General features: G+C 35.1%; 17 protein-coding genes. 7 read left to right on the top strand and 10 right to left on the bottom strand.

The features are described 5' to 3' along the window. Positions 1 to 21: 21 nt before the first annotated feature. The 4 genes from AC0ONG_RS03030 to AC0ONG_RS03015 form a co-directional block, all read right to left on the bottom strand. Entirely contained in the window at positions 22 to 1,884 is a 1,863-nt protein-coding gene (locus tag AC0ONG_RS03030) for an S-layer homology domain-containing protein (RefSeq protein ID WP_000847500.1), read from the bottom strand. A 142-nt stretch (positions 1,885 to 2,026) separates the two neighbouring features. Next, positions 2,027 to 3,115 (bottom strand): polysaccharide pyruvyl transferase CsaB, encoded by a 1,089-nt coding sequence (csaB, locus tag AC0ONG_RS03025; protein WP_001241600.1) that lies wholly within the window; start codon positions 3,113 to 3,115, stop codon positions 2,027 to 2,029. A 143-nt stretch (positions 3,116 to 3,258) separates the two neighbouring features. Next, positions 3,259 to 4,779, bottom strand: a complete 1,521-nt coding sequence (locus AC0ONG_RS03020; protein ID WP_001044005.1) for a putative polysaccharide biosynthesis protein — start codon at positions 4,777 to 4,779, stop codon at positions 3,259 to 3,261. 336 nt (positions 4,780 to 5,115) lie between these two features. Further along, a complete protein-coding gene (locus tag AC0ONG_RS03015; RefSeq protein ID WP_000486648.1) occupies positions 5,116 to 6,585 on the bottom strand; it encodes a SulP family inorganic anion transporter in 1,470 nt (489 codons plus the stop codon). A gap of 187 nt (positions 6,586 to 6,772) precedes the next feature. Here AC0ONG_RS03015 and AC0ONG_RS03010 point away from each other — a divergent pair, with 187 nt between their 5' ends. Both AC0ONG_RS03010 and AC0ONG_RS03005 read left to right on the top strand, forming a co-directional pair. Then, positions 6,773 to 7,237: a hypothetical protein gene (locus tag AC0ONG_RS03010; protein ID WP_000954998.1), complete on the top strand. Its 465-nt coding sequence runs from the start codon at positions 6,773 to 6,775 to the stop codon at positions 7,235 to 7,237. Positions 7,238 to 7,371: 134 nt separating this feature from the next. Further along, positions 7,372 to 7,569, top strand: a complete 198-nt coding sequence (locus tag AC0ONG_RS03005) for a hypothetical protein (RefSeq protein ID WP_001098258.1) — start codon at positions 7,372 to 7,374, stop codon at positions 7,567 to 7,569. Positions 7,570 to 8,200: 631 nt separating this feature from the next. On the opposite strand, the gene AC0ONG_RS03000 is transcribed toward AC0ONG_RS03005, so the two are convergent. Beyond that, entirely contained in the window at positions 8,201 to 9,757 is a 1,557-nt protein-coding gene (locus tag AC0ONG_RS03000) for a fatty acid--CoA ligase (protein ID WP_000281976.1), read from the bottom strand. A 270-nt stretch (positions 9,758 to 10,027) separates the two neighbouring features. Beyond that, a complete protein-coding gene (locus AC0ONG_RS02995) occupies positions 10,028 to 11,515 on the bottom strand; it encodes a coproporphyrinogen III oxidase (RefSeq protein WP_000908777.1) in 1,488 nt (495 codons plus the stop codon). Positions 11,516 to 11,770: 255 nt separating this feature from the next. Here AC0ONG_RS02995 and AC0ONG_RS02990 point away from each other — a divergent pair, with 255 nt between their 5' ends. Further along, on the top strand, positions 11,771 to 13,474 hold the full coding sequence (locus AC0ONG_RS02990; protein WP_014894836.1) for an S-layer homology domain-containing protein: 1,704 nt from the start codon (positions 11,771 to 11,773) through the stop codon (positions 13,472 to 13,474). A gap of 94 nt (positions 13,475 to 13,568) precedes the next feature. Here the strand turns inward: AC0ONG_RS02990 and AC0ONG_RS02985 are convergent, their stop codons facing one another. Together AC0ONG_RS02985 and AC0ONG_RS02980 are read right to left on the bottom strand one after the other, a co-directional pair. After that, positions 13,569 to 17,450 carry a SpaA isopeptide-forming pilin-related protein gene (locus tag AC0ONG_RS02985; RefSeq protein ID WP_474203511.1) on the bottom strand — a complete coding sequence of 1,294 codons (3,882 nt, stop codon included), beginning with the start codon at positions 17,448 to 17,450 and terminating at the stop codon, positions 13,569 to 13,571. Positions 17,451 to 17,844: 394 nt separating this feature from the next. Beyond that, the gene (locus tag AC0ONG_RS02980; RefSeq protein WP_136996638.1) at positions 17,845 to 18,717 is read right to left on the bottom strand and encodes a Cof-type HAD-IIB family hydrolase; all 873 of its coding nucleotides are present in this window, start codon (positions 18,715 to 18,717) and stop codon (positions 17,845 to 17,847) included. Positions 18,718 to 18,851: 134 nt separating this feature from the next. On the opposite strand from AC0ONG_RS02980, the gene AC0ONG_RS02975 reads away from it, so the two are divergent. Continuing rightward, positions 18,852 to 19,469, top strand: a complete 618-nt coding sequence (locus AC0ONG_RS02975; RefSeq protein ID WP_016078056.1) for a DNA-3-methyladenine glycosylase — start codon at positions 18,852 to 18,854, stop codon at positions 19,467 to 19,469. A 21-nt stretch (positions 19,470 to 19,490) separates the two neighbouring features. After that, complete coding sequence (locus AC0ONG_RS02970) at positions 19,491 to 19,847, top strand: hypothetical protein (protein WP_001214381.1); 357 nt, start codon at positions 19,491 to 19,493, stop codon at positions 19,845 to 19,847. A gap of 36 nt (positions 19,848 to 19,883) precedes the next feature. Here AC0ONG_RS02970 and alsD read toward each other — a convergent pair whose 3' ends face one another. Continuing rightward, entirely contained in the window at positions 19,884 to 20,642 is a 759-nt protein-coding gene (gene alsD, locus AC0ONG_RS02965) for an alpha-acetolactate decarboxylase (protein WP_016097802.1), read from the bottom strand. 16 nt (positions 20,643 to 20,658) lie between these two features. Next, on the bottom strand, positions 20,659 to 22,347 hold the full coding sequence (gene alsS, locus AC0ONG_RS02960) for an acetolactate synthase AlsS (protein ID WP_016097801.1): 1,689 nt from the start codon (positions 22,345 to 22,347) through the stop codon (positions 20,659 to 20,661). Positions 22,348 to 22,782: 435 nt separating this feature from the next. Here alsS and AC0ONG_RS02955 point away from each other — a divergent pair, with 435 nt between their 5' ends. Then, positions 22,783 to 23,343, top strand: coding sequence for an HAAS signaling domain-containing protein (locus AC0ONG_RS02955; RefSeq protein WP_016097800.1), 561 nt, complete (start codon positions 22,783 to 22,785; stop codon positions 23,341 to 23,343). Positions 23,344 to 23,364: 21 nt separating this feature from the next. Then, complete coding sequence (locus tag AC0ONG_RS02950) at positions 23,365 to 23,970, top strand: NDxxF motif lipoprotein (RefSeq protein ID WP_000760978.1); 606 nt, start codon at positions 23,365 to 23,367, stop codon at positions 23,968 to 23,970. The last annotated feature ends 32 nt before the right edge of the window (positions 23,971 to 24,002 follow it).

Raw genomic sequence — 24,002 nt, 5'->3', positions numbered from 1 at the left:
AGCACCTTCTTTTTTATTTAATTAATGTTTTACGTACTCTAAGCTTTCTTTTGCAATATACGCTTCAGTTACAGTAGGATTATCTGAAATAACTTTAATCCACGCTTTTCCATTTATTATTTCTTCACCAGTAACTGTGACAACTACATTTGTATTCAAACGATACAGTCGCTCATTTGATATACTAGGATTCTTTTTCACTTCTACGTTATTCATCACACGTGCAAGTTTATACTTGTTGTATTCTTTTTTACCTAAATAAGAATCAAAACGGTTCATATGCCCCGCTACTTTTTTACCCCAGTTCGCATCAGATGCATATTTCGCATTTAAACCAGCAGCTTTATCACCTGTATATGTTGCTGTATAACGCCAATGTCCTGGATTTAAATATCCTTCATTCATGTATAATTTTGCTGCATGTTCAATACAATCTTCTTTTGAATTAAATGCTTCCCCGTTACCATATGGACTATCGTCTGTTGCTTTTAAACCAAATAAATTATTTTTATCTTTTGCAAGAGCGCTTGTTCCATAATAACTTTCATGGATTGCTAATGAATATAAGAATAATGCATTTACATTATACTTGCTTTCTACTTCTTTAAATTTCTTTCCTAAACCAATTAATGGAGAGTCTGGCTTAATCGATTTCACATAACTATCTAGTTGTTCAGCTGTATAATTTGTTTTCGAACGTAATGATAAATAATTGAAATATTGATAGAAAGTTTCATCTCCAAATGTTTTTCCATCTACACTATACATTTGCTGTCCTTGCTTCATGAAAGAAGGTGCCACACCATATCTAAATTCTGTATATCCAGGTGAACTTGTATTATATGTATAATATTTATGGTATAAATATCCATCTGATTTCACATAATAAGACGACTGTTTCATTTCATTTGTAGGAATTAAAGTGATTTCATTCTTCTTCACATAACCTGTCAAACCAGAAAGTTGAACTTTCACACGATCTTCGCCAACTTCTAAAACTTTCAATTCTGTTCCATACTGAATATACGTATATACTGTTGACAAATTCTCATCATAAATATTAATGATGTTTTGCCCAGTTATTCTTTTCGCACTTGCAAAACCATCTTTAATCCATAAAAATTCGTTCTCGTATTTTACCGCATTCATACCTTTATTTTGAGCAGCCGTAACTGCTTCTTTATACGTATTATAGCGCTCTACTTCTTGCTCTGTTCCGTTTTCTCTTACATTTGTCACAACATATTTCTTAGTTTCTACAGGATTGCTATTTCCGTTTTTTTCAATCGTCTGAAGCATACGATCCAACATAGCTGAAGCCATCCCTCTTGTAGCTGATAAATGTGGTCTAAATGTATTATCTTCTGGATACCCTTTAATAATTTGAGTAGCCACCATAACTTGTACATGCTCTTTATAGTTAATACTATCTTTATCAGTAAAGGTAAGCGGACTTACAGCTACTTTAATATTTTTATAGTCTAACGCTCGCTTTACCATTATCGACATTTCTTCACGTGTAATCACATCATTTGGTGAGAACGTCTCGTTCGTACGACCATTAATAATTTTCGCTCCATATGCTCTACTTACACCATCATATAAACCGTAAGTCTTCGGCACATCCTCGAAATTCGAATCAGCTTTCGGTAAATTTAAAGACCTTGCTATGAATGTAGCAAACTCTGCTCTTGTTACTAATTTATCAGGCGCATATACATTCTCACCATACCCCATTAAAACTCCTTTAGTAATAAGTGAGCGCATATGCGTCTCAAACATATGTCCTGTAATATCATCATTTGCCGCATAACTTGAAATAGGAGTTAAAAGTAATGATCCCGTTAATGCCACTGCTGTTATACCTTTTGAAAAAGTCTTCAAGGTTATCCTCCTCGTAATCTACGAATTTATTATCACAAATTTGATTATATAATAATCACAATCATTTTAGCATAATAAATAGGAATTAAAATAAAACGTTTTTATAATTATAATTTTCATTAAATTCAAAACAAAAGACACTTTACTTTTTTAATAAAGTGTCTTTTTCCATATGATCAATGAGTTTCTTTGTTGCCTGTTTGCCTTGCAACCGAAGCTCATCTATTATTAATTGTAACTCTTGCTCCACAGTTCCTTGTTGCATTAATTGCTTTTTCGCAATTTCATATAAATACTGCGCACTCCATTCGCCATCCACACTTCCTATAACTGGCTGATTCACTTGACTTAAAAACGAATCAATTTTCGGATCGTACGAAATCCCGACCATTGGAGTTTTGGCTACAGCAGAAAAAACAAGTGCATGAAGACGCATACCAATTAGTAATGAACATTGTGATAAAATGAATATTTTCTCGTCGATATCCATTTTATATGGAAGCATATACGTCTCTTCTCCCATTAAGTCTACTACTTCACGCGAAGCTTTTTGATCAAATGGCTCATGCATTGGAACAAATAGAATTTGGTATCCTTCTTGCTTTAATTTTTTTAATGCCGTAGCTAATTTTTTTACATAATCTTCTTTTGAATTCCAATAACGCACACTAACCGCGATTACTTTTCCATGTATCGAATGCTTTTGCAACCAATCCGATTGTTTTGTCCGTTTCCATGTTAAAACAGGGTCAGGAACAATTTCAATATCGTTTTTTATGCCAAGTTCTTTTAAATATAAAAACGAATCTTCATCTCGAACTGATACATAGGAAGCTTTTGACAAGTTCCATTTTACCAATAGACGATTATATCCTTTTGTAATTGGACCTATTCCTTGTGAATAAATATAATATGGCTTTTTTAATAATCGAGCGAGTCCCATAATACCCGTATAATATAGAATACTCTTCGTACTTGTCTGATCTTGAAGAAGGCTCCCGCCACCGCTAATAACTCCATCACTGTTTTTGATTGCATGATAAACAGCTTTTATATTCCAGCGATCTACCGATTCTACACCATACCTTTCCTTTGTATATTTAGAATCATTTGATAGTACTACTAGTTCTATATCCGGGTTCTCTTTACTTAACGATTCAATAATTGATTGTAGAATCGCCTCGTCTCCAACATTATAAAAACCATAATATCCTGATAAGACTAAACGCACCCTAAATCTCCTCCAAAACTAGGTAACCGTTTATTTCATCTAACATAAACTGGTACCCATTCCTTACCTAAACACTTAATACCCTACATAGTTTCCTCTTTATCAGCTCATATGAATTTTAATAAAAAATTAAATTTCTATATTTATCTTTTCAAAAATGGTATTTTTTTCATTGATATCCATTTTAATTTCAAAGCACATACACCATACAAAATGGTTGTAATACTTAATGCTATACCGCTGAATAATAACGTCATAATTCTTGAAGATGTAACATCTATCACATTACATAGTTCATACAATCCTAGTCCGAAAATACATGCTATTGCTAGCACACCGAAAAAGTTTTTGAAATGAATAGAATAGGCAATATAGCTTCGAATATACAAATGATTTACAATACAAATCAATACGTAAGTAATTAATGTACTATACGCCGCTCCATCTATGCCAAACTTCTGCACTAACATAATGTTTAACACGACTTTCACACAACTCGCGCCAATAACAATCCATGCAGCTTGTGCAGAACGATTAATCCCCTGTAAAACACCTATTGATAATACCATAACCGCAGTAAAATACGAACTGCCAATCATAACTGTTAACATACTACTGCCTTTTACGTCTGTGAACAATCCGACATTTAACGGTACTGTTAATGCCATCAACCATACTGTTAATGGTGCTGTCAAAACATGCGCTAGTCGATTTGTATTTTGAATTGTTATTTTCGCCAAATTTATATCTCTTTTGGCCAATGCGGAAGTTAAGAGTGGTATTAACGGAAATACAATTGCACTTGCAAAAATAACAATTATTTGCGTGAATGCAAAACCGCGACTGTATATTCCAAATTGTTCTTGAATTTCTGTTGATGATCCTTGTAATACATGCGGTATTGTAAGCGAGTCTACTAAATTTAAAAGCGGCATTGATAAAGCTCCGATAGCGATTGGGATCGATACCCGCAATATCTTTTTGCCGTTTTCTCTTAAATCTCGGAGCGAATAGGAATTGCTTTTATTGTAGTATGGACTTCTATTATATTTTATACGCAAATATATAAGCGAACTAATGACTCCAAGAAAAGAGCCAACCATCGCACCACTAGTAATAACAGTATTACTCTTATCCCACGATACTAGTATGTAAGCAATTATTAACATAAAAAACACACGGACAAATTGCTCAATGACTTGTGATACTCCTGTTGGTTTCATATCACCGAAACCTTGGAAATACCCTCTATACACCGCCATGTATGGCGCAATGAGTAATGCTAATGAAGTAATAAGCAACGGCATTCTAGTTTCTTGTCCACCGAGCATATTTGCAATTTCAATAGAAAATAATACAATGACTAAACAGCCGAAAACGCCAAATGCTATCCCTATAATTGACGCTGATTTAAATAATTTCGCAATTTCCTTTTGCTTATTTTTTTCGTTCAACTCTGCAATTAGTTTCGAAATTGCAAGTGGAACTCCGGCTACCGATAATGTAAGAGCAATCATATATACAGGAAAAACAAGGCGGAAAATACCTAGCACTTCATCTCCTGCAATATTTTGTAATGGAATTTGAAAAAAACTACCAAGCAATTTCGACAAAAAAGTTGTAATGGTTAAAATTGCTGCTCCTTTTACAAATGTTTTATTCATATTTTTTCTCTTTTCTTTTATACATATACTCTCAAACATATTGTTTTAAACGATAGGGATTCACTTTATCCCATTGGTTATCATAACAAATTTATTATAGGTTGAATACTTGGTTTTTTTTTCAAAATAGAAAACAGAACCAATTCAAACCTATCTCTTCACAATCTTTTTCTAATTCCTTCCATTATATATATGTACACATTATAACCGTTTCTGTTACGCAAAAAGAGCTCTTCCTCTCTATCACTGCGATACATATTACTAAAAACATTATAAGAATATCCCACAACTCTACATTATAATTTATGTAAAGTTGTGAGATATTCTAATTGCCATCTAAACACTTAAGATTTTCAATTGCTCTTTCTGTTCATCGCTTGCCATTACTACAATTGTTTTTTCAATACTTGGATGTACTTGCTCAAGCTTTACACTTGCCCCTACTTTATTTGATTGCTCAACAAAATTTAATAATGCCATAGCTCCTGATACATCCATATAACGCACATCTTTCATACGTAATACAACTGGTGACTTCACATCTTGTAAAGTAGAGAAAATACGATCTACTGATAGGAAAGAGAGCGGTCCTTGAATTGTATACGTTTCTTCTCTTTCTTTTACGATAGAAGTTTTACGTTCTTTACATTTCACCATATATATGATGAACGAAAGAATAATACCGAATGCAACGGCAATCATTAAATCGAACTTCACCGTTACAATCATCGTTACGAGCATAACAACGACATCACCTTTAGGAGCGACATGCATCTTTTTCATGCTTTCCCAATCGAACATTCCAATACCAGTTAAAATTAAAATACCTGATAATACAGCAAGTGGAATATATTGTACGACCGAACCAAGACCCATAATAAAAATAAATAAGATAACACTATGCATACATGCCGAAAGTGCCGTTTTACCACCACTTCTTATATTCACAATAGATCTTACAGTCGCACCTGCACCTGCTAATCCGCCAAACAATCCGCTCATCATATTACCGATACCTTGTCCAACAAGCTCTTTATTACTTTTATGACGCGTACCAGTCACATTATCCATTACGACCGATGTTAACAACGAGTCAATCGATCCTAATAAAGCAATACTAAGCGCTGGTAAAATAAGTGCTGCTATTCCTGTTCCACTTAAAGATGGAATATGAAGCGTAGGCATCGCTTCTGGAATGGTTCCAATCTTTTCAATTACTTTATTTAGTGAAAGATTTCCGATAATCGGTAACTTTACTGCAAGTCCTTCGAGTAGAGAAGAAAATAAAGGAAGCAAAGCTGTCACACCGACTAGTGCTACTAAACTAGACGGAATCGCCTTAATCCATTTGCCAGAAACAATCATTACAATAATCGTTAACACAACAAGTAGAAAACTATTTTGTACATGCTTTATTTCACCTAAAATAATGATTAATGCAATACCATTCATAAATCCTGAAACGACAGGATACGGAATATATCGAACGTAAGAACCGAGCTTACATACACCGAATAAAATTTGAAATAATCCTGCCATCATAAAGGCAATAAAACTTGCCTCTAACCCGTGCGTCGCAATAACTCCAGTTGCGATAACGGTAATTGGTCCAGTTGGCCCCGTTACTTGCCCAGGTGTCCCGCCAAATAACGCTGCGAATAAACCTGCAAAAATCGCACCATATAATCCAACAAGCGCTCCCTCAGACGTTCCTGTCGCGGCAATACCAAATGCAATCGCAAGTGGTAACGCAACAATCGCAACAGTAAATCCTGCTAAACATTCCTTTGCTATTTTTTGAAACATAAAAAAACCACCTTTGTATAAAGTCCATGTTCCATTGTACACCTAAAAAGATACATTCGTTAGCTCACTTTTTACATTCTCGTGACGTAAACGGATTTAATGAAAAGTTTCCCCCTTATCTTTGGAAACAATTGCAACTATGCTATAATGAACAAATTAAATCTTTTACTATATACTTGGAGGCACTATGCTAACTTTTGAAGAAAAATTATCGATTATTGAATCTTTCCCAGAACTAGAAAGAAAGAACGTATCATTAAAACGTGTAAACTTCCACTTTGAAGAAAGTCGTTTAGATAAAAAGAACGTTGTATTTCATTTACACCCAAATGGAAATGGATTTGTGTATGCAAGCGGTATTAAAGGTTACAAAACGGATGATAAAGGTATGGTTAACATCCGCGAGTTTTCAGCAGAAGAGTTACGTTCAGTAATTGAGAAATCAATTGACCTTCTATCACAAGAAGAAGTAGTAGCACCTGTAGAACCTGCGAAAGAAGAAGAATGGCAGAACGAAGATGGTCATATTCTTACTCTTATTTCAGAGGATGACATGTGGAACGTGTACGCTGGTGTAAACTTAGACGGTACATTCAACTCTTATCCAGAAGCTGCGGAATACCTTGATGAAGAAGGTTTTTCACGCAAATAAAAATAGAAACCTATTTCATTCAACGACTTTTATAGTAATCAAAAAAGACACTTAAGGTGTCTTTTTTTGTTATATAAACTCCTTTCTCACACTATCTCTATTAATTTTCATAAAATGATTCAGAGGAGGTTTATATGAATACAACTGCTAAATTAATAAATTGGAAAGAACATGGCGATATGATTATTCTAGAATGTGAATTAAATGGAAAACGCTTCGAGATATCAACATATAAACAACGAATATATAATGCACACCTTTTATCAGCTGACGTTTATATTCGTTTAGATTCATCTGATAATATAATTGGAATAAATATCTATAAAAAGTAAGAAAAGCCCCCTATTCCGTAAGCGGGCTTTATCTTTATTACAAAATGTTAGAGTATACTCTCTTTTTTTTCATACAGTTTATGTAATTATACATATTCATTAAAAAATACACTAAATGAATATTACATGTAGTAAAATATAACTTGTGGGCACGTTCTATAAAGCAGATTCTTTTAAAAGGCGTAACATATCAATTATTATAGGGGATGTGGCGTCACTTCGATATTGATCTCAAATCTCTTGTCTTTTGTGAACTAACAATCTAGTGTATATAGACGATTCTGCTTTATAGTGTGTGTTTACACTCATAACAAAGGGGTAATGGTAATACGGATAGATTCCGATTCGTATGAAATGAAATGGTTCAAGTCGGAGAGAGGCACCTTAAGGTGTCTTTTCTTTTTGGACATTACATCCATTTTGTTTTTCCACCTTATTTCAAATGCGCTAATTAACCTTCACCAAGAAGAAATGAGAATTAAGTAAATATAAAGTGATTGATATTTACTTAATTCCCAACCTCTACAAAAGAACAGGACATTTAAGAATTAACAAAGATATTGTTTCTTCTGTTTAATCTCTTACAGAAAAAGAGACGAAAACCCCATAGATATGGGGTATCCTTCATTTTCTATTTTTTCGCACCTTTCAGTGACTCCCTCAGCACAAACTTCTGCAACTTCCCGCTCGCATTACGAGGGAGTTCATCTACAAATAAATAATGACGCGGACGCTTATAATCTGCTAATTCGTCACTTTCTTTGCAATACGTTTCTAAATCAGCTTCTGTTATTGTTTCATCTTTCTTCACAATAACTGCCACCACACGCTCTCCCCATAATTCATCTGGCTCACCAAGTACCGCCACATCTAATATACCGTGATGACTATGAAGGAAATCTTCAATTTCACGAGGGTAAATATTTACTCCACCGCTAATTACCATATCATCAACGCGATCTGCAACGAATAAATAACCATCTTTATCGAAGTATCCTAAATCACCAGAATGATACCATCCTTTATACATCGATTTTTTATTTGCCTCTTTGCGATTATGATAGCCAGCCATCATAGTTGGGCCACGTAAAATAATTTCTCCCACCTCATAAGGAGGTAATACATCATCTGGTTCTGCCGGTGCCTCCTCGTTCGGTTTCACAATACGAACTTCGTGGCTAAAGCATGGCGTGCCTGCTGAACCAGCTTTCGTAATTTGATCCTCCTCTACGAGAAACGCAACAACTGGTCCCATTTCTGTCATTCCGTATATTTGAACAAGGTCAATATAAAGACGTTCTTTACATTCCTTCACTAACGCCGGCGCCATTGCCGCTCCGCCATATATACCAATTTTCATTGAAGTTAAATCATACTGAGTTAAATCTTTTTGCAACAACATATTCCACATCGTCGGTGCTGCAAAGAACGTCGTAATCTTTTCTTCTTGAATCGTATGTAATACTGTTTCTGTATCAAAATGATGCAAAATAACATTCTTCCCGCCAACTTGAATGCGTGGTATGATTCCGGCATTTAATTCACCACAGTGATATAAAGGCGCAACAACAAGCCCCACACTATCTCTATTATATTTTAGGAAATACGTACAAATCATACTATGCTCAGCCATTTCACGATGACGATGTAACACACCTTTCGGATGACCTGTCGTACCGCTCGTATAAAGCATAGAACAAAAGTCCATTTCATCAATTTCGATATTTACTTTCTCAGGAGATGCTGCATTCACTTTTTCATGGTAGGAACTTGCATAGGAAGGTTTATCGTTTTCTATAGACCAAAAAGATGTATTTGGAAAATCTCGTTCAATGATAGCAACAGTTGACTCAACTGCTTTTTCAAAGACAACGACTTTCGAGGATGCGTCCTGAAGAATATAAGATACTTCTTTCGCCTTTAAACGAAAGTTAATTGGGTTAAAAATCGCACCAATTTTCGCACAAGCTAAGTAAACGTTTACAAATTCATGGCAGTTATATAAGTAAACAGATACCGTATCTCCCTTTCTTACTCCGTCTTCTAATAAAGCGTGTGCCGTTTTATTTATTTGTTCGTCCCACTGTTTATATGTCCAGCGAATATTTTTTTCAGGTTCCACTAACGCCTCTTTATTCGGATACTTACCAACAGATAAATCAAAAATTCTCCCTATCGTCATGTACATGCCAACAATTTCCCCCTTTTCTCTTTCATAAATCTATCATTTCGTCCATAAGTAGACATTGTCCTTCAATGTTTTGACTAATTTTTCTGATTATTATCGACATAGTTTTACAACACGTGCAAACCTTTGGTACATGAAATTATATTGGCGATTTTTCAAATATATCGACCGCAATTCAATTTATAGCAGCGATTTTTCGAATATATCGCCTTACTGACAAAAGCTGACAATATAAAAAAGAGAGTGTTCCGATTTGGAACACTCTCCTTCTTATACAAATAGCTCTTCTAAAATTTTCAGTTTATCTTCTGTATATTTTACAAAGCCATCGTTATATGATTTTGGATCTTTCGGATTTGCGAAGTGCGTAATTGCCCCCGTCTTCGGATGAACAAATTTACTTGATGCACCGCAACCAAGTCCGATAATTGATTGTACTTCTTCCATAATGACAATGTTGTAAATACTTTCTTGCGTCGGCATTGCATAACCAACGTTCTCTAAGTTACCTAAAATATTCTTTTGACGATATAGGTAATATGGTACGTAATTATGCTTTTGCGTCCATTCTTCTGCTTCGTGCATCATCGCTGTAATTTCTTCGCGACCTGCTACTTTATATTTACGTTTGTTTTGCGTCATTTCAGAAGCACGTTTAAATGATAACGTATGAACTGTTAATGATTCTGGCATTAACTTTTCTGTTTCATCTAACGTATGCTTGAAGATATCTAACCCTTCACCAGGAAGACCAATAATTAAGTCCATATTAATATTGTTCATTCCCATTTCACGAGCTAAATGGTATTTCTCAATTGTTTCTTCTACAGTATGGTGACGTCCAATTGCTTTTAGTGTCTCTTGATGATATGACTGCGGATTAATACTAATACGGTCAATGTTCCATTTATTTAACACTTCTAGCTTTGCTGGCGTGATCGTATCTGGACGACCTGCCTCAACTGTTACTTCACGTACATTTTTCACGTCTGGGAACGCTTCGTACATTTCTTCATACAGCATATCCATCTCTTCTGCTGTAATACTTGTAGGTGTACCGCCGCCATAATAAATCGTCGTAACTTTCACACCTTTTTCTTTTAAAAACTTACCAATTTCACGAACTTCATAATGTAAACCACCTAAGAACGAATCAACAGACCCTTGGCGTCCATTAATCGCATAAGCCGGGAATGTACAGTATGCACATTTCGTTGGGCAGAACGGAATACCGATATAAATACTTACTTCTTCTTTCAAACGGTATAAATCCGGAACAACTGCTAATTGGCAATCAACAATGCGCTGAAGAAGTTCAATTTTCTCTTCATGAATTAAATAACTTTCACGAAGTTCTTGATGCGCTTCTTCCTTTGACATACCATTTTGAAGCATTTTATGAAGAAGTTTCGTCGGACGTACTCCCGTTAAAATACCCCAGCTTTGTTCAAGTCCAGTTAACTGCTGAAGAACAGAAAGATATACATAAGAAACAACGTGCTTCACTTGCTTCATACGCTCTTTTTCATCTGTGAAAGCAGATAAATCTTTCGAGAATGTTTCTTCATACACATTTCCTGTGCTAACATCCGTTAATCGAGCGGATGCTTTCACATTATCCTCAATGTGTATATCAACGATCAGATTCGCTTCCTCTTGTTCAAATCCAATCGTACTATCTTCAAAAAATAAGCCGCCAATATTTTGTAGCGGACGTAAAAAACGATCATCTTGTAACGTTTTAATTGAAATTAACACATTATCACCTTTTCATTTGCAAACTCTCTTTAGTTTACTTGAAGGGCGTTTACAGGTCAATACAGAAGGTTTTACCTGTTTTTCTTACATTTTTTCAAATAATTCTTTTTATATGAATATCGCTCATGTATATAGACATCATGATTTTCTCTTGTTAAAATTTATTAGTGTTAAAATTGATACATAGTGAAAATACAATATAAAAAGGAGGAATGTTAACACTAGATTCCATAATCTAATGTGTTAAAAACAAATATGAAAAAGAAATTTTATAGTGTTTTAACTCTCTCTCTTGCATTACAAACTGTTCTTGCACCTACTTATTCATTTGCAGAGAGTGCTGAAAAATCCGCCGAAGTATATACGGAGGATCAAGTTTTTAAAAGTATTAAAGAGCATGTTAATGAGCATAGTACTCATGAAGAAGATATCGAGGTTACTGGTCAATTCCTACTATACACTTCAAAAAAACATTCATTATATACCGCGAATGATTTAAAAAACAAATCGAATATCGAGATTACAGAACAAGTCGTAACGGCGACAAAGAAAAAAGGAAATGCTTACTACATAACGACGTCAACTGGCGCTGGATGGATAGATAACAATGATAATAGCTTAGAAGTTCAAGAGATTCATAAACTATCTAACCAAAAATTAATCGTAAAAGAAGAAGCTTCCATACATGCACTTCCGTTCCAATCGTTTAACGAAGAAGGGAAACTACAGCCACAAGTCATTACTCCTACTGAACAAGCTGGAAATTGGTTTAAAGTCCAAATAAATGAAACAGCAAAATGGATTTATGCACCTTCTGCTACATTTGAAGGTACAAAAGCTTCATTATTAAAAAACAGTCGTACTGCTAAAAATAGTTTATTGAGAGCTCCGGAAGCTCTACAAACAAACAATATTTATGGCGTTACATTTAAAGAAATGATTGTCCCAAAAGGAAATGACGATATTCGCCCTGGCTACCCGATGGTACCTAAATATATTACGATTCACGAAACGGCTAATACAGCGAAAGGTGCCAATGCTCTAAATCATGCAAAATTCTTAGATAATCAAGCACGCGGAACAGCTGATCGCGCCGCATCTTGGCATTTCACAGTAGATGATAAAGAAATTTATCAACATCTTCCAGTAAATGAAGTTGGATGGCATGCTGGAAATAAAACTGGAAACTATGAATCTATCGGAATTGAAATTGCCGTTAATCAAGATGGAAACTATGAAAAAGCGGTAGAAAATGCCCGTAAATTGGCAGCTTATTTAATGAACGACTTAAATATTTCTCTAGATAAGGTCCAAAAACACCAATTTTGGTCAGGAAAAAACTGCCCTGCGTTTATGATTCAACGCGGACAATGGAATGCTTTCTTAAAAGGAACTGAAACATACTATAAGGAAAACCAAAAAGATCCAGTAACTGATGACATTACAGGTGGATGGTATGAACAAGACATTCGTCAATTAGCAGCTAGAGGCATTATGCAAGGAGAAGGGAACGGCAAGTACTTCCCAGAACGTCTTGTAACGCGTGCTGAATTCGCTACACTAATTACTCGTGCTTTACAATTACCAAGTGGAAATGCTAAGTTCACAGACTTAGAACAAGTACACCCATCTTTAAGAGACGGTATTAATCGTGCAGCAAGTGCAGGCATAATCCGCGGACGTGGTGATAATACATTTGATCCAAACACCACAATTACACGTGAAGAAGCTGTTATTATGATCGATCGTTCTCTAAAACACGCTGGTATTTTTGCAAAACAAGTTGAACTACCATTTGTAGACCAAAACTTAATTTACGCTAAAGAAGAAGTACAAAGAGTGTATGGATTTGGAATTGTAAAAGGTAATGAATTTAATCAATTCGTACCAAAAGGACCATCACAACGCGCTCACGCAGCTGCATTTATAAACAGAATGCTTAGCGTAATTGAAGCTTAAAATATTTATCATTCCATATAGATATTTACATTTTATCTGTATTCACTTAAAAGGCATCAGAGACTATATATCTCTGATGCCTTTTATACATCTGTTAGCTATTTTTAGCCATGAATCTTAATCGTATTCCTAATAACAGAAGCATAAAACCGATGAATGGAACGTAATTCGTATTGTGTCCTGTAGCTGGAAGTTGTTGATTATTAGAAGAACCTTGTCCTTTTTCTGGTAAATTAGGTTTTTCTACTCCCTCACCTGGTTTTTCTGTTCCTTCACCTGGCTTTTCTGTTCCTTCACCTGGTTTTTCTGTTCCTTCACCCGGCTTTTCTGTTCCTTCACCCGGCTTTTCTGTTCCTTCACCCGGCTTTTCTGTTCCTTCACCCGGCTTTTCTGTTCCTTCACCCGGCTTTTCTGTTCCTTCACCTGGTTTTTCTGTTCCTTCACCTGGTTTTTCCGGACCTTTTTCTGTATCTTTTTTATTTGTAATTTGAAGCTTTACAACTTCAATTTTTTCATTAGAAATCGTAAATTTCATTTCCTTATTGGATAAAGTGTATCCTTCTGGCGCTTGGATTTCTTTTAAAGTGTAATCTCCTGGTTCTAACTTCTTAGAAGTCGCTTTACCGCTCTTGTTTGTTGTTAATGTGTCGATTTTTGTTCCGTCTTTCCAAATTTCAAACACTGCGCCTGCTAAAGTTTTATTTGTATTATTGGCATCTACCTTTGTAATTTCTAATTGACCTGTAATTTCTTCTTTCACTTTTTCATTCATAACTTCTTGTTTTACTACTTCGTTCGCTATAACATTTACTTCTACTGTTACTTCTAACGCCTTATAACCTTCTGGCGCTTTTGTTTCCTCTAACGTGTACTTTCCTGGCACTAAGTTTTCGAATTTCACAACACCTTTTTTATTCGTTGTTTTCGCTTCTTCAACTACTTGACCAGCTTCGTTCTTTAATTTAAATTCTGCACCCGCTAGAACTTTTCCACTCTCTGCATCCTTTTTGATTACTTGTAAGCTTCCTAGTTCTTTTGCGTTTTCTACTTGTACTTCTACTACTTTGTTTGCTTCCACAACGACTTCAATTTCTTCTTTTAACAACTTATATCCTAGTGGTGCTTTCGTTTCTTTTAATGTGTACTTTCCTGGTTCTAATTTCTGTGAAACTACTTTACCAGTTTTATCTGTTCGTAACGTATCTACTTTTTTACCATCTTTATACACTTCGAATTCTGCGTCTGATAATACTTTCGTTTTATCTTCCGCATCTACTTTTACAATTTCGAATTGACCAAGACTCTTACTGTTCGTTACTTTTACATCAACAACTTTTTCACCGTCAACTGTTACATGAATTATTTGTTTTGTTAACTCATAACCTTCTGGTGCTTTTGTTTCTTCTAACGTATATTCACCTGGCACAAGTCCGTCTACTTTAACCGTTCCAGACTTATCTGTTGTAATTCCTTCTTTTACAACATTTCCTTTCGCATCTTTCAATGTAAATTCTGCGCCTGCTAAGCGTTTCGTTTGATCTTTATCATCCATTTTAATAATTTGTAGAGAACCTAAGATTTTTTCGTTTTCTGCCTCTACTTTTACTACTTCTTTCTCGTTTTGAATTGTTACTTTCCATTCTTTATTTGAAAGCTTGTAGCCCGCTGGTGCTTTCTTTTCTTTCACTGTGTATTCACCTAGCGGTAATTTCGGTGACATCACTTTTCCACTCTCATCTGTTTTCAGTTCCGCTACCTTTTTACCATCTTTATACACTTCGAATTCTGCACCTGATAACAATTTCGTTTTATCATTCGCATCTACTTTCATGATTTCGAATTGACCCATTACTTTTTCATTCATGACTTCTTGTTTTACTACTTCGTTCGCTACAACGTTCACTTCTACTGTCACTTCTAGCGCTTTATAACCTTCCGGCGTTTTCGTTTCCTCTAACGTGTACTTTCCTGGCACTAAGTTTTCGAATTTCACAACACCGTCTTTATTCGTTGTTTTCGCTTCTCCAACTACTTGACCAGCTTCGTTCTTTAATTTAAATTCTGCACCTGCTAGAACTTTTCCACTCTCTGCATCCTTTTTGATTACTTGTAAGCTTCCTAGTTCTTTCGCATTTTCTATTTGTACCTCTACTACTTTGTCTGCTTCCACAACGACTTCAATTTCTTCTTTTAACAATTTATATCCTTGTGGTGCTTTCGTTTCTTTTAATGTGTATGTTCCTGGTTCTAATTTCTGAGAAAATACTTTACCAGTTTTATCTGTTCGTAACGTATCTACTTTTTTACCATCTTTATACACTTCGAATTCTGCATCTGATAATACTTTCGTTTTATCTTCCGCATCTACTTTCACGATTTCAAATTGACCCGTTACTTTTTCGGAGATCTTTTTATTCACCACATCTACAGTCACTACTTTATTAGCCTCTACATCAACAGAAACTGAACTAGATGATAATTCATATCCTTTCGGTGCTTCTACTTCTTTTAATGTATAGCTTCCAACTGGAAGTTGTTTCGATAAGGCTTCACCTTTATCATCTGTAACAATTGTTTCCACAACTTTCCCATCTTTATCGATAACATCAAATTTTGCACCTGGTAGAAGTTGACCAGATTCACTATCTTTTTTCAATAATTTAAATTGGCCATTCTCTACTTTTCTCGTATTCTTCATAACAAGTTCAATTACGTTTGTATTATCAATTGTTACTTTGACTGGTGTATCAACTTTTATATATCCTTCTGGTGCATTTATTTCTTTTACAAAATAGTCACCAAGTGGTAAATCTTTAACTTCCGCAATACCCTTTTCGTTTGTTGTAACAGTAGCCACAACGTTATTATCTTTGTCTATAACATCAAATTTTGCGTCTTTTAAAACAATGTTTTCATCGTTTTCATCAACTTTTTTAATTTGTAAATGTCCTTTTTCAGTTGCTGGCTTATTCCACTTTGGCCAGTTAAATTTAAAGTTATGAACCTCAAAACCATCTCTTTGGTGTAATCCTCCAACATAGGCTTGTCCATTAATAGAACCACCTTTTGTTTCTACAACTGCATTAGGTGCAAACACACTACCTACTACACCATAACCTTTAGTTGTTATCTTTGTAGCATTAGGAAATACCCAAATTACCTTACTAGCTAACTCAGTAAAAGATGAATTAGGATCGTATGCTTGAGATGTATTAATTAAATCCGTCGCCATCCCAGTATTTCTTGTATCATACAAAATTGCACCGCCACCAAAACTCACTTCTTCTGCATCTGAATAAATAACAATAAAGTCTTTATTCTCTACATTCGGAAGAAAAACGTCTTTTACATCAAATGTTTTCTTTCCAGTTTGGCCTGAAGAGACATAAATATTAGGGTTATTTACATCTTCACCGATGCCAAAGCTCATATTAGGTTTTGACTTATCAGTCTGTAGTTTACTTGCATCCCCGATTACACCATCAACGTCTTTTCTAAATTCTTTAAACTTAGCATCAATCTCCGCTTGCTCTTTATAAGAGATACGGTCATATGATGTTTTCATTGCGCCATCTGGGTCACCGTCTTTTGTCATCGCCACTGTTCCATCTTGAATAATTACTTGTCCTGCTCCCGCTTTCGTAAATTGACCGCCTAGTAATAATGATGGATATCCTTCATCTACCCAAGTTGCTCCAGCTAAGTTATTTGCTCCAGTTGCAGCCGCTACGACTGTATAACTTGATGCGTTCATATTTTTCTGAACAGCCATCGCACCTTCAATATCCGCACTCGTTGCACTATGATCTCCAAAAATGATGGCGTTGTAATAAGATACATCACCTAAACCCTTTAATTCTTTTGTAGCTGCCTCTGCTTTAAATGGTAAGTGGATTAAAAAATTCATACATATTAGTAATACAACTATCAAACTACTACTTAACTTTTTAATTTTTTGATTAAATGATTTCCTCAAGAAATTCATTCCCCCTTTTAAACTTCCTAAAACCACAAAAAGAAATACATATCATATGTACCAAACCTTACTCACATTAACTTAAAATAATCCATTTAAATAAAACAAAGAAACACTACAACTACTTAATAAGATTGCTACAATTCATTTTTGAAATAATACGTGAACTAAACTGTCATGCGGAAATACTTTTACGTATGGGAGCCCAATAAAATTAATCTGAAGAATATTTCATGTGGTGTAACTATTTTGGCAACATCATTCACTTTACATTAGTTTTCTAAAGGATTCAAGTGAATTGTATAGATTTCATACACAATTCATATTTTAAAACGCTTTCACTGTTTTTAATAAGATAAACAAAAAAACGTAGCCAAAAAGCTACGTTTTTCTGTCATCGTTTCGGTGCATTTTTATGATTCTTCAAAAACGGAAGCGGGAATTGCTTACGGAAATGCTCTTTAATCATATACTCTACACCGTTTTCACTATTTGAACGTGTGATCCAATCTGCTGCTTGCTTTAATTCTACAGGCGCGTTCCCCATCGCTACCCCAAGTCCCACGTTTTCAATAACCTCTAAATCTTCCATACTATCTCCAATCGCAACCATTTCATTTAGCGAAATATTTAAATGCTCTCCAAGCAATTGTAATCCACGTAACTTTGATACATTTTGCGGTAAAATTTCTATTCGTTTTGAATCACATTCAACATACTCTACATCTTGGAATGCTTTTCTTAATGTGTTCAGTCCTCTTTCTTTTTCACCTTTACTTTGGAAAAGAACATCAATTTTTGGCGCCGCTACCGGATGGTCCCGAAGCGCATCACCTAACGAATCTACAAATTGAACTGGATAAAATAACGGATCTGCGCTTGATAATACAGTGCGCGCAATTAAGTTTGGTGTATTTCTCTCACGATTTCCTATCGAAAACCGTTCATGAGAAATACGTACGTTACAATCAAAGTGCTCTAACACTTGCACAATGTTAAAAGTCTTCTCTTCAGACAATCTTCTTTGAACGTACGGCTTATCTAACGTTGCTGAAACGAAAGCACCACCATGTGTCACTAATATAGAATCTAATTTTAACGCCTTTGCTACTTTATGAGCGGATTGAAAATTACGACTCGTAAATAACGTAACGTATACATCTTTTCTTTTCACAAATTCAATTGTTTCTCGTAATCCTTTTGCAATTTTTCCATTGTTGTATAGTAGTGTCCCATCTATATTAAGAGCTAGTAAGCGATAAATCATGTCGCACTCCCCCTCTTCGCTGTTGTACTCTATCCATAATTTATGAAATAAACCCGATAAATAGAACGAGTTAGAATTACTACTGAAAATTTGGTTTACTATATACATATACACTTAGCAAAGGAGATAGTACAATGCAGGCACCTCCTTCTTTTTATGAAGGCGATACGTTAGAAGTCGCAAAAAAATTACTCGGACAAAAACTTGTTCATATTGTAGACGGAATAAAGCGAAGCGGAATCATTGTAGAAGTAGAAGCATATAAAGGCCCCGATGATAAGGCCGCACATAGTTACGGAGGCAGACGAACGGACCGCACAGAAGTTATGTTTGGTGCACCAGGGCATGCTTACGTATATTTAATTTACGGTATGTATCATTGTTTTAACGTTATTACAGCACCAGCGGGCACCCCGCAAGGTGTTCTCATTCGAGCCCTTGAGCCGGTAGATGGAATAGAAGAAATAAAACTAGCGCGCTACAACAAAACAGACATTACAAAAGCGCAATATAAAAACTTAACAAGCGGTCCTGGCAAACTATGCCGTGCACTCGGAATTACTTTAAAAGAACGAGGCTTATCATTACAAAGTGACACATTGCATATTGAACTGGTCCCAAAAGATGAACATATATCATCACAATATAAAATAGCAGCAGGACCTCGTATTAATATCGACTATGCAGAAGAAGCTGTACATTATCCGTGGCGTTTTTATTATGACGGGCATCCGTTTGTTTCAAAGAAATAAACATATGTAAAGGGAGAGACTATGAGAGGCAAACCTGAACTAAAAATAGAATCAGAAAAAGTATATAAAACGAAGAAAAATCCAAATGGAATGTTTATAGCAAGAATACTACAAATTCCGAAACAAGAAGATAAACTAGACTTTGTCCTTATTTTACAAAATAAAAAAACGAAAAATATTATTTATAACAAAGTTTTAGTAACAACAGATAACGACTATTATTCTTTCCGACTCGCTCGTGGGAATATTAAATGGTCATCCTTATATACTGTTACAGTATGGGATGGGCTTGGACATCAATTAGTAGAAGTATCAGCCTTAACTGGTAAAGAGAACTATTCTATTTCTGATGAGCATTATTCCGCATATCGGGAGTAACTCAAAATAAAAGAGAAGCCGAATTGGCTTCCCTTTTTACTCTGCACCTTCCGCAGTTGCAATATTATCCTCTAAGTTTTCTCTTGATAATTCAGCCGCCATAAAATCAGCTGTTTCTGGAAGTGCTAAATGCATATGAGCTTTTTGACAAATTTGGATCGTACAGTTTTCTATAACATAGTCGAAAACATGTCCCCCTCCGCTTCTTTCATCATCAATATAATGTAAGTGGAATCCAGCTACACCAATACCTTGCGCATAATCTGGTGTCCAAAATCCAGCAAGCGTACCTTCTGTATTTTCAAATGAAAAGATTGGTTGTGATTTCGTCACTTCAACGAGCGGTGTATACGGTTTTTCTTGTCTTGGAACAGTTCTCGTCCTTACTTCACGGAACGTACCGTCCATTCGAATAGCGTAAAATAAGTTTTTACTTGGCATTAATTCATGTAATAACGCTTCAACTTCTTCACGATTCATCGGACGCTCTACCGTATAACTCATTTCTTTTTCAAAAAACGTTACAGTTGCAAATGGCGTTGTTTCTTCTGGCTCTACTTTTTCCGCTGAACCGTCTGAACGTAAATGATAAAATCCATTATCAAATGCAATCATTTCACCGTCTAATTGATCAAATGTGCCGATGCCGAAATCACCATGTTTTTTCAAATCTTCAAAGCTAATCACACCATCATATATACCATCTAATAGCGCAAGCATTGTAGATGTTTGATATACTTCATTACTCATTTTCGTTTTTTTTGCATCAATATCAATTAATTGCGCAACAGTCATCTCAAATCTGCCTCCATTAGTTTAATTGGTTTGGTAATAATTTTTCGCTTAATTTAATGTTGTCACGATAATCGATTGGAATATCAATAATGACAGGGCCGTCTGCTGCTAATGCTTCTTTTAATACCCCTTCTAATTCATCAGGCGTGTTAACACGAAGACCTAACGCCCCGAAACTTTCCGCATATTTCACAAGATCAACATCGCCAAACTCTGTAGCTGATGTTCTGCCGTATTTCATCATTTGTTGGAATGCAACCATATCATATGTGCCGTCTCTCCAAACAAGATGGACGATTGGAGAATTTAAACGTACCGCCGTTTCTAACTCCATCGCTGAGAATAAGAAACCACCGTCACCTGATACGGAAACTACTTTTTTACCTGGTTCTACTAAAGTAGCTGCGATTGCCCAAGGAAGTGCAACACCTAACGTTTGCATGCCGTTACTAAATAATAATCTACGTGGTTCATAAGAACGGAAACATCTCGCCATCCAAATAGAATGGGAACCGATGTCACATGTAACAGTTGTATCGTCACTAATTAAAGAACGAAGTGTACGAATCACTTGAAGTGGATGCGTAACACCTTCTGCAGGACGATTTGGAACTTCTGCTTGTTCTGATAATTTTGCGCGTAATCGTTCTAATACCGCTTCTGATTTCGTACTTAATACAAGTTTCGGTAATTTCTCCGCGATGCTATTTACCGTTAAGGCAATATCACCAATTAATTCACGCTCTGGTTGGTAATCATGGTCGATATCTGCTTGATGGTCGTCAAGATGAATAATCGTTCTGTCGCCAAGTTTATTCCAGAACTTTGGATCATACTCGATTGGATCATAACCGATAGAAATAACAAGGTCTGCTTCTTCTAGTAAAATATCACCTGGTTGGTTACGAAATAATCCAACGCGGCCGAAGAAATGATCTTCTAACTCACGTGAAATCGCACCAGCTGCTTGATATGTTTCAACGACAGGAAGTTCTGTATCCGCAATTAATTTACGAACAGCTTTCGTCACTTCATTTGTGCTCGCTCTCATACCGAGTAAAATAACTGGTAATTTCGCTGATTTTATTTTTTCTACTACATATGTAATATCATGTGTGGGAGCGATTCCAAGCTGTGGCTTAGAAAGCGCACCGATAGACTCTACAGTTGTTTCCGCAGTCATAACGTCTTGCGGAAGACTTACTAAAGTGGCTCCCGGATTTGTGGAAGTCGCACTTCGAAATGCATTACTAAGTGCTTCTGGCACATTATCAGGATGCTCTACTTCTACGCTATATTTTGTGATTGGTTCGAATAGTGCAGCATTATCCATAGATTGATGCGTACGTTTTAATCGATCCGTACGCGGTACTGCACCAGCTAAAGCAACAACGGGATCACTCTCCGCATTCGCAGTAACAAGACCTGTCGCTAAATTTGATGTCCCTGGCCCTGAAGTTACAAGACATACGCCCGGTTTCCCTGTTAATCTACCAATAGCAGCTGCCATAAATGCTGCATTTTGTTCATGACGACAAACGATTAACTCTGGTCCTCTTTCTTGCAATACATCAAATACAGAGTCAATCTTTGCTCCTGGAATACCGAAAACATGTGTAACACCTTGTTTAATTAAACAATCAACAACAAGATCTGCTCCTTTTGTTTTTGTCTTCACGTCGTTTGCTTTTACACCTGTACTCAAAACTAATCACCCTTTATTTCATAATGTGTGTAATAAAGATTTTAATTTCACCTAGTTAATTAAGCTGGTGAAGTATCTTTATCATTATATTACAAATGCATTATTTTTCCAACAATATGAATTTGAAATTATTTTGACAAGTTTTAAAGAATGCGCTTACAACCTTTTGTTTATCTTAAAATAACATTTTTATATCTCTTCTAAAAATACGCAAAAATATTTTCACCCATTTATAATATTAAACAATCTTATAGTACCTTGCAAAGAACAATAGTAAGTGATATATTTGTAAATAATGTAATACCCATTATTTGGAATGTTATTCGCAATTAGTATATCTCCTTTCAAAAAGTAGATATAGATTGTGTGTGCTGTTTAGAAAAAAGATAGGATTTTCAGCCATAATTCATCATTTTATAAAGGAAAGTGATTGTTATGAACAAAAATGAATTTTTAGAGCAACTTAGTTCTTCCCTACGGAATATGCCTAATTTAGAAAAAGAGGATATTATCTCGGAGTACGAAACTCATTTTATTAGTGGTAAACAAGATGGAATATCTGAAGAGGAAATTTCTAAAAAGCTAGGAAACCCTAAAACTATCGCTAAAGAACTTAATATTTCATATGTAATAAGTAACGCTGACAATAGGCGCAGCCTAAAAAATATTATGACAGCACTGTTTTCTGTTATGAGCTTAAGTATTTTAAACTTTATATGTATCATTATCGCCTTTTTCGTATTACTCTTTCTATTACCGCTTCTTCTAGCACTTATAATTGCTACACCATTATTAATTATTTCACCTATCTTATTAATAGGATTAGGATTCTTTAAAGGGTTTCATCAAATCAGTTATTCCGATGTTTATAATGTATTTATAGCTTTTTGCATCGGCTTACTAATATCCGTCATATCTTATCAATTAATAAAACATATATACTCACTTTTAGTTAAGTATTTAAAATGGAATTTAGCTATTTTACAAAGATACTAATGAATAAAAAAGGAGATTAAAATGAAGAAATATACTTTATATTCACTCATGCTACTTACAGTTTTATTTCTATCAGCTTGTTCAAACAGTGCAGAACCTAAGGAAGAAAACGATGTACAATCTATTAAAGATGTTACGGTTAAAATTCCGGAAACTATATTCACTTCCTCAAAAAAGAATGAAACTATTAATGAAGATGAAATGAGAAAAAATATAAAAGATTATATAGATTATAGCTGGGAGTTATCTGAAAACATCATTCCACTTGCCTCAACAACTCCTGATAAGAATTTCACTGATTCCGATCGAAAAAAATTACAAAAACTAATCGATCTAGCGAAACAAAACGATATGAATTTCCATGAGTTTATTAGTAATAATAATTTACCTACTGATTATAAAAAACCTTCAAAAGAAATCTATGAATTTATGTCATCATCTACGGCTATTTTCGTAGAACTAGATCAAGAATTAAACAAACTCGCCCAAGATGGTAACTTATTCAAAGCCGATTTTTCTTTTACGAAGCACCTTGAGAAAGCTAATGGACGGAAGCAAAAAGAGATTGAAAAGTTTTTAAACGAAAAAAACATTAAAACTTCAATTAACAGCAATAAAAAAAATTAGATGTATTACATACCCCTTTCAAAATAACCAAT

Source organism: Bacillus sp. TCT6 (genome assembly GCF_056033845.1).
Note: the sequence above shows the minus strand (reverse complement) of the source record. Positions and strands in the feature narration are given on the sequence as shown.

Coding starts and splice junctions, on each gene's coding strand:
- AC0ONG_RS03020 (WP_001044005.1), bottom strand. CDS start 4,779: ATGAATAAAACATTTGTAAAAGGAGCAGCAATTTTAACCATTACAACT.
- AC0ONG_RS03015 (WP_000486648.1), bottom strand. CDS start 6,585: ATGTTTCAAAAAATAGCAAAGGAATGTTTAGCAGGATTTACTGTTGCG.
- AC0ONG_RS03010 (WP_000954998.1), top strand. CDS start 6,773: ATGCTAACTTTTGAAGAAAAATTATCGATTATTGAATCTTTCCCAGAA.
- AC0ONG_RS03005 (WP_001098258.1), top strand. CDS start 7,372: ATGAATACAACTGCTAAATTAATAAATTGGAAAGAACATGGCGATATG.
- AC0ONG_RS03000 (WP_000281976.1), bottom strand. CDS start 9,757: ATGTACATGACGATAGGGAGAATTTTTGATTTATCTGTTGGTAAGTAT.
- AC0ONG_RS02990 (WP_014894836.1), top strand. CDS start 11,771: ATGAAAAAGAAATTTTATAGTGTTTTAACTCTCTCTCTTGCATTACAA.
- AC0ONG_RS02980 (WP_136996638.1), bottom strand. CDS start 18,717: ATGATTTATCGCTTACTAGCTCTTAATATAGATGGGACACTACTATAC.
- AC0ONG_RS02975 (WP_016078056.1), top strand. CDS start 18,852: ATGCAGGCACCTCCTTCTTTTTATGAAGGCGATACGTTAGAAGTCGCA.
- AC0ONG_RS02970 (WP_001214381.1), top strand. CDS start 19,491: ATGAGAGGCAAACCTGAACTAAAAATAGAATCAGAAAAAGTATATAAA.
- alsD (WP_016097802.1), bottom strand. CDS start 20,642: ATGACTGTTGCGCAATTAATTGATATTGATGCAAAAAAAACGAAAATG.
- AC0ONG_RS02955 (WP_016097800.1), top strand. CDS start 22,783: ATGAACAAAAATGAATTTTTAGAGCAACTTAGTTCTTCCCTACGGAAT.
- AC0ONG_RS02950 (WP_000760978.1), top strand. CDS start 23,365: ATGAAGAAATATACTTTATATTCACTCATGCTACTTACAGTTTTATTT.